The sequence below is a fragment of the Sphingomonas sp. genome (genome assembly GCF_035555815.1).
In the GTDB taxonomy this organism is placed as follows: Bacteria; Pseudomonadota; Alphaproteobacteria; order Sphingomonadales; family Sphingomonadaceae; genus Sphingomonas.
In genome coordinates, this window is sequence record NZ_DATMGG010000151.1 from 1 (window position 1) to 5,863 (window position 5,863).

At 71.1% G+C, this 5,863-nt stretch carries 7 protein-coding genes; all 7 read left to right on the forward strand.

The window, feature by feature from the left end; all coding sequences use genetic code 11:
- The coding region (locus VNR91_RS08375; RefSeq protein ID WP_325490316.1) for a CpaF family protein at positions 1-1,148 on the forward strand (1,148 nt) is incomplete at its 5' end.
- Entirely contained in the window at positions 1,145-2,071 is a 927-nt protein-coding gene (locus VNR91_RS08380) for a type II secretion system F family protein (protein ID WP_325490317.1), read from the forward strand. The genes VNR91_RS08375 and VNR91_RS08380, both read left to right, overlap by 4 nt.
- A complete protein-coding gene (locus VNR91_RS08385; RefSeq protein ID WP_325490318.1) occupies positions 2,071-2,997 on the forward strand; it encodes a type II secretion system F family protein in 927 nt (308 codons plus the stop codon). Before VNR91_RS08380 ends, VNR91_RS08385 begins: the two co-directional genes overlap by 1 nt.
- 11 nt (positions 2,998-3,008) lie before the next feature.
- On the forward strand, positions 3,009-3,257 hold the full coding sequence (locus VNR91_RS08390) for a hypothetical protein (RefSeq protein ID WP_325490319.1): 249 nt from the start codon (positions 3,009-3,011) through the stop codon (positions 3,255-3,257).
- On the forward strand, positions 3,254-5,092 hold the full coding sequence (locus VNR91_RS08395) for a pilus assembly protein TadG-related protein (protein WP_325490320.1): 1,839 nt from the start codon (positions 3,254-3,256) through the stop codon (positions 5,090-5,092). The genes VNR91_RS08390 and VNR91_RS08395 overlap by 4 nt, the downstream gene beginning before the upstream one ends.
- Positions 5,093-5,156: 64 nt before the next feature.
- Positions 5,157-5,339, forward strand: coding sequence for a Flp family type IVb pilin (locus tag VNR91_RS08400; protein WP_325490321.1), 183 nt, complete (start codon positions 5,157-5,159; stop codon positions 5,337-5,339).
- Positions 5,340-5,364: 25 nt separating this feature from the next.
- Positions 5,365-5,841: a TadE/TadG family type IV pilus assembly protein gene (locus VNR91_RS08405; protein WP_325490322.1), complete on the forward strand. Its 477-nt coding sequence runs from the start codon at positions 5,365-5,367 to the stop codon at positions 5,839-5,841.
- Positions 5,842-5,863 lie beyond the last annotated feature (22 nt).

The following is a 5,863-nucleotide window of genomic DNA, read 5'->3' on the forward strand; positions in this document are numbered from 1 at the left end:
CCACGATCGACGAAGGCATTCAGCGCCATGCGCTGCGCGAGGGCGGGCTGGCGCTCAATTCGAGCGAGCGCGTGTGGCTGGCCGACGACATCTATCATGAGATCACCGGGCTGGGGCCGCTCGATCCGCTGCTCAACGATCCGTCGATCGACGACGTCATCGTCAATGGCGCGCGCCAGATCTATGTCGAGCGCGGCGGCCGGCTCGAACCGGCGGCGGCGCGCTTCCGCGACGACGCGCACCTGATGACGGTCATCCAGCGCATCGTCGGCCCGATCGGGCGGCGGGTGGACGAGGCGTCGCCGTTCGTCGACGCGCGGCTGGCCGACGGATCGCGCGTCAACGTCATCGTGCCGCCGATCGCGCTCGACGGGCCGATGCTGTCGATCCGCAAGTTCAAGCCCGAGCCGATGAGCGGCGACGACTATGTCCGCACCGGCGCGATCGACCGGGACATGCTCGATTTCCTGGCCAACGCCGTCGAATCGCGGCTCAACATGCTGATCTGTGGCGGCACCGGATCGGGCAAGACCACGCTGCTCAACACGCTGAGCGGCTATATCGGCGATCGCGAGCGGCTGATCACGATCGAGGACGCGGCGGAGCTGCGGCTGCGGCAGGCGCACGTCGTCCGGCTGGAAACCCGCCCGCCGACGCTGGACGGCGCCCGCGAGGTCGTCGCCCGCGACCTGCTGCACAACGCGCTCAGGATGCGGCCGGACCGGATCATCCTGGGCGAGGTGCGCGGCGCCGAGGCGGTCGAGATGCTTCAGGCGATGAGCACCGGCCACGCCGGATCGATGGCCACCGTCCACGCCAACAGCGACCGCGAGGCGCTGTCGCGGATCGAGATGCTGCTCGGCTTCGGCGGGTTGCGCACCGACCTGCGCACGCTGCGCCGCTACATCGCCAACAGCATCGAACTGATCGTCCACATCCAGCGGATGGGCGACGGCCGCCGCCGGGTCGTCTCGATCGCCGAGGTGACCGGGATCGAGGGCGACGCCTTCACCCTCAACCAGCTCTACCGCTTCGTGCCGGTCGAGGCGCTGAGCGGCGAGGGCCGGTTCGAGCGGGTCGCTAGCCGCCCGGCGCTCGCCACGCGCTTGAAGCATCCGGTCAACGTCGCGCGGGGATGGGCGGCGTGATCTCTGCCGCGCTCTTGCTCGTCGGACTGGCCATGCTGCTGGTCGCGGCGGCGCTGATGCATCGTCAGCGCAGCGACCAGCGCCAGGTCCGGCGCGTCCTGACGCAGCGACTCGGCGCGATCCAGGCCGACGCCGTCGGGGTGCGGGCGGACGAACCGCGCTGGGCGATCTGGCTGCGCGCGCGGATACCGGCCTTCCTCGAACGCGACCTTGCCCGCGCCGACCGGGAGATCCGTCTGCGCGTGGTGATCGGCTGGAGCGCGGCGCTGCTGTTCGCGGTGGCGTCCGGCGCCTGGCAGGCCGGCGTGTTCGGCGTGGCGATCGCGCTGGCGACGGGCGTCGCGGCGCCGCTGCTGGTCATCAAATTCCTCGCCGCGCGGCGGATGGCGGCGTTCGTCGAGCTGTTGCCGCACTTCCTCGATTCGATCCGCCAGCTGCTGCTGGTCGGCAATTCGCTCCAGCAGGCGCTGACCAAGGCCACGGAGGACGCGCAGGAGCCGATCCGCCGCTACCTGAACCCGGCGATCCGCCGCATCGCCAACGGCGCGTCGATGGTCGATGCGCTCGACAGCGTCGCCGACCGGATCGACCTGGTCGAGCTGCACATGGTGGTCGCCGCGATCCGTACCAACCAGCGCAGCGGCGGCAGCATCGCGCCGATCCTGACCGCGCTGGCGATGCTGCTGCGCGACCGCGCGCGCGTCATGCGCGAGCTGAAGGCGGCCAGCGCGGAGACCCGGCTCAGCGCGATGGTGCTGTGCGCGCTGCCGCCGTTCGCGTTCCTGCTGATCTCGGCGATCAACTACAGCTACATGCGCTACATGTGGGAGACCGGGGGCGGGCGCCGCCTGCTGCTGATCGGTCTCGGCTTTCAGCTGGTCGGCGTGGTGACGATGCGCCAGCTCATGAAGCTGAAGTTCTGATGCCGGGGCTGGCCGAACTCGCGCTGCTGGTCGTGGCCGGGGTGCTCAGCATCGGGCTGATGACGCGCGGTGCGCTCCAGCTGGCCGGCGAGCATCGCCTGACCCGGCGGCTCGGCGACCTGTCGCTTGGCGGGGGTGAGGCGGCGCCCGGCGCCGCGCCCGATGGCGGGCCGCGCGCGGCGGTGCTCGCCACGCTGCTCGCCGGGGGCGGCGACGCGCGGATCGAGATCGAGCGGCATCTGGCCGCCGCCGGCTATCTTTCCGCGAACGGAGCGCTGACGTTCGGCGTGATCCGGCTTGCCGCGACGCTGTTCACCGGGATCGCGCTCTATGCCCTGCTGCTCGCGGCGGGCGCGCCGGCGGCGCTGCGCCGGACGGTGCCGGTCGCCGCCGCCGCCGCGATCTTCCTCGCCGCGCGGTTCGCGCTGCACATGAGCAGCGCGCGGCGCGCCCGCAAGATCAGGGCCGAACTGCCCTTCATGCTCGATATCTTCGTGATGATGGTCGAAAGCGGTGCGAGCCTCGACCAGTGTTTCCGCGCCTTCGCCGGGACGGAGGGGCGGGCGGCGCCGCTGGTGCAAATCGCGACCGCCCAACTGGTCGAGGATGTCCGGCGCGGCATGTCCTATGATCTGGCGCTGGGGCGCTGGGCGGATCGGCTGGCGGTGCCCGGCGCGCGCGAACTGGCCACGGTGCTGCGCCAGTCGCTCAATCAAGGGACCGAGCTGGCCCCGACGCTGCGCGAGTTCGCGCGCGAGTTCGCCGAGCGCCGCATTTTCGCCGCGCGCGAATCGATCGGGCGCAAGACCACCCAGATGACGGTCGTGATGCTGGTGCTGTTGATGCCGGCGCTGATGATCGTCCTCGCCGGTCCGGCGGTGTCCACGCTGGGCACCACCATCCGCCAGCTCAGCAACACCAGATGAGGAGTGAAGCCATGTCGTTCACCGCGTTCGCCGTCCTGCTCGCGATGCCGGATGCCGCCGTCGGGCAGGATGCCCGCCCGGCGCCCGCCGCCCCGCTCTCCGCGCGCGCGGCGATCGAGCGCCAGATCGCGGCACCGCCGATCCGCCCGGCGGAAACCGGCGGCGGTGATGCCGCGCGGGTGATGCAGCTTCATCGCGAACGGATCGGCAAGATGATCGAGCCGCGCCGCGACAACGAGGGGGGCCGCGGCGGGCGATGATCCGGCGCCGCTTCTCGTCGCTGGCGTCCGACGCGGGCGTGATCGCGCCGACCAGCGCGGTCGTGCTCGCGGTGCTGATCGGCATGGTCGGCCTGGTGACCGATACCAGCGTCTGGTACGCCGAGCGCCGCCAGCTCCAGGCGGTGACCGACGCCGCCGCGCTGGCAGCGGCGCCGTTCGCCGGCAGCGCCGCCGCCGCGCGCTCCGCCGCCGACAATGTGCTGGTCGCCAACGGCCTCGATCCGGGCCGGGTCGTCACCGGCTTCGCCACCGGCCAATATTGCCCCGACGCCGCGCTGGGTGCGCGGTTCAGCACCGCCGGCTGCGTCGGAACGCCGGCTGGCACGCGCGACGCGGTGCGGATCGCGACGGGCATCGGCACGCCGCTGTTCCTGTCGCGGCTGTTCACCACCAGCGCGGTCACCGAACGGCGGATCGCTACCGAGGCGACGGCGGCGCGGATCAACCAGGCCGGCATCCAGGCCGGCACCGGGCTGGCCAGCCTGAACGGCGGGCTTGCCAATGCCGTGCTGTCCTCGCTCACCGGCGGATCGGTCGCGCTGTCGGCGGTGCAATATGACGGGCTGCTGCGCACCAACGTCGATGCGCTCGCTTTTCTCGACGCGCTGGCGACGCGGGCCGGGGTGGTCGCCGGAACCTATGACAGCCTGCTGGCGAGCGATGTCGGCGTCCGCGACGTCATCGATGCCCAGATCGCGGCGTTGGCGACGCAGAGCCAGGCGGCGGATGCGGCGGCGGCGATCGCCGGCCTTCAGGCGCTGCGGGCACAGATCGCGGGCAACCCGCGCATCGCGCTCGGCAAGCTGTTCGACCTTGGCCTGTGGGGCAATCGCCAGGTCGGCAGCGGCGCGACCGATGTCAGCGCGCTGCACGCCGGCATCAACCTGATGCAATTGACCTCGTTCAGCCTGCAACTGGCCAACGGCCATCATTTCGCGACGATCCCGTCATCGTCGATCGGCGTTCCGGGCCTGGCGAGCATCCGCATCGCCGCGACCGCGATCGAACCGCCGGTCCGCGCCTATTTCGCGTTCGGGCCAAAGGGAACGCGCGTCCATACCGCGCAGGTGCGGGTCAGGCTCGACCTCGACGTGCTCAACCTCGTTCCGCAGCTGGGAGTCGGGGTCAAGGTGCCGCTCTATATAGAGGCGGCGAGCGGCGATGCCGAGATCACCGACATCGCCTGTTCCGGTGATCCCGCCGCCGATACCCGCGTCGCCGTCGCCGCGCGCGGTGGCATCGCCAACGCCTATATCGGCGCGCCGAGCGACGACGCGATGACCAATTTCAGCGCGCCCGTGGCGGAATCGGCGATCATCCCGGTGCGCGTGCTCAACCTTGGCCTGCCCGGCATCCTGACGCTCGCCGACTCCAGCGCGCGGGCGCATCTGTCGCTCGGCTCGACCACCGGGGCGGCGACGCGGCTCGACTTCGTCCAGCCGGCCGGACCGGTGGCGCAGCCGTTCCCGCCAAGCCGGCAGGGCGTGATCGGACGGCCCGCGACCGCTACGCAGACGGCATCGCCGGCCGTGCTGGCCCGCGCCACCAGCACGTCGCTCGGCACCAACCTGCTGGGCGGGCTGGCCGAGACGATGTCGGTCAAGGCGTGCACCGCGTCGCTGCTCGGGCGGTGCCTTTTGCCGGTCACCCTCGAGGGCAAGGACGTCGGCGCGCTCTATCAGGTTCTCAAGCCGGTCCTCGCCAGCCTCGACGGCGTGGTCGACGGGCTGTTGCGCGCGCTGGGGGTCCAGCTTGGCTACGTCGATGTCGCCGTGACCGGCGCGCGCTGTGGCTATCCGGTGCTCGTTTCATGAATTTCCGCCGGCGCCCGGGGAACGCCGGCGGCGTGTCCGCACCCCCCACTTACGGAGACTGAACATGCTGATGAAATTCCGGAGATTGCTGCGCCAGGACGATGGCGTCACCGCGGTCGAATATGCCGTGCTCGCCGTGCTGCTGATCGCCGCCGTGGCGGCCGCGATGACCGCGTTCAGCGGATCGCTGACCACCGCGTTCACCACCATCGGCACGCGCCTGACCACCACGCAGCTCGGCTCTTGAGGCCCAAAACGAAGGGGTGACGAGGATGGTTCGAGCGCATCGTCCATGGCGAAGCCGCGCCGCGCGGCGGCTGGCGGCGTCGGAAGGCGCGGTCGCGCTCGAATTCGCCCTCGTCGCCCCGTTTTTCCTGCTGCTGCTGTTCGGCACGATGATCTTCGCCATCTACTTCGCCACCTTCGTCGCCGTCATCCACGGCGCGGCGGAGGGGGCGCGGGCGTCGATCGGCGGTTTCACCAACGCCGAGCGCGGCCAGCTGGCGCAGGCGCGCGTGGCCGCCCTGATCGCGGGCTACCGGCCCTTGCTCGATCCCGCGCGCGTGACCGTCACCACCCAGGCGACCACCTCCGGCAGCACCCCGGCCTATCGCGTGTCGGTCGCCTATCCCGTCAGCGATTTCGGCTTCGGTTGGTTCTTCTCGTTCCTGAACGCCGTCGGCGGCGGCTCCGCGAGCGCGCCGCAGACCGTGTCCTACGCCGTCACCGTCGCCAACGGGGGCTATTGATGACCCCGGTCGGAATCATCGC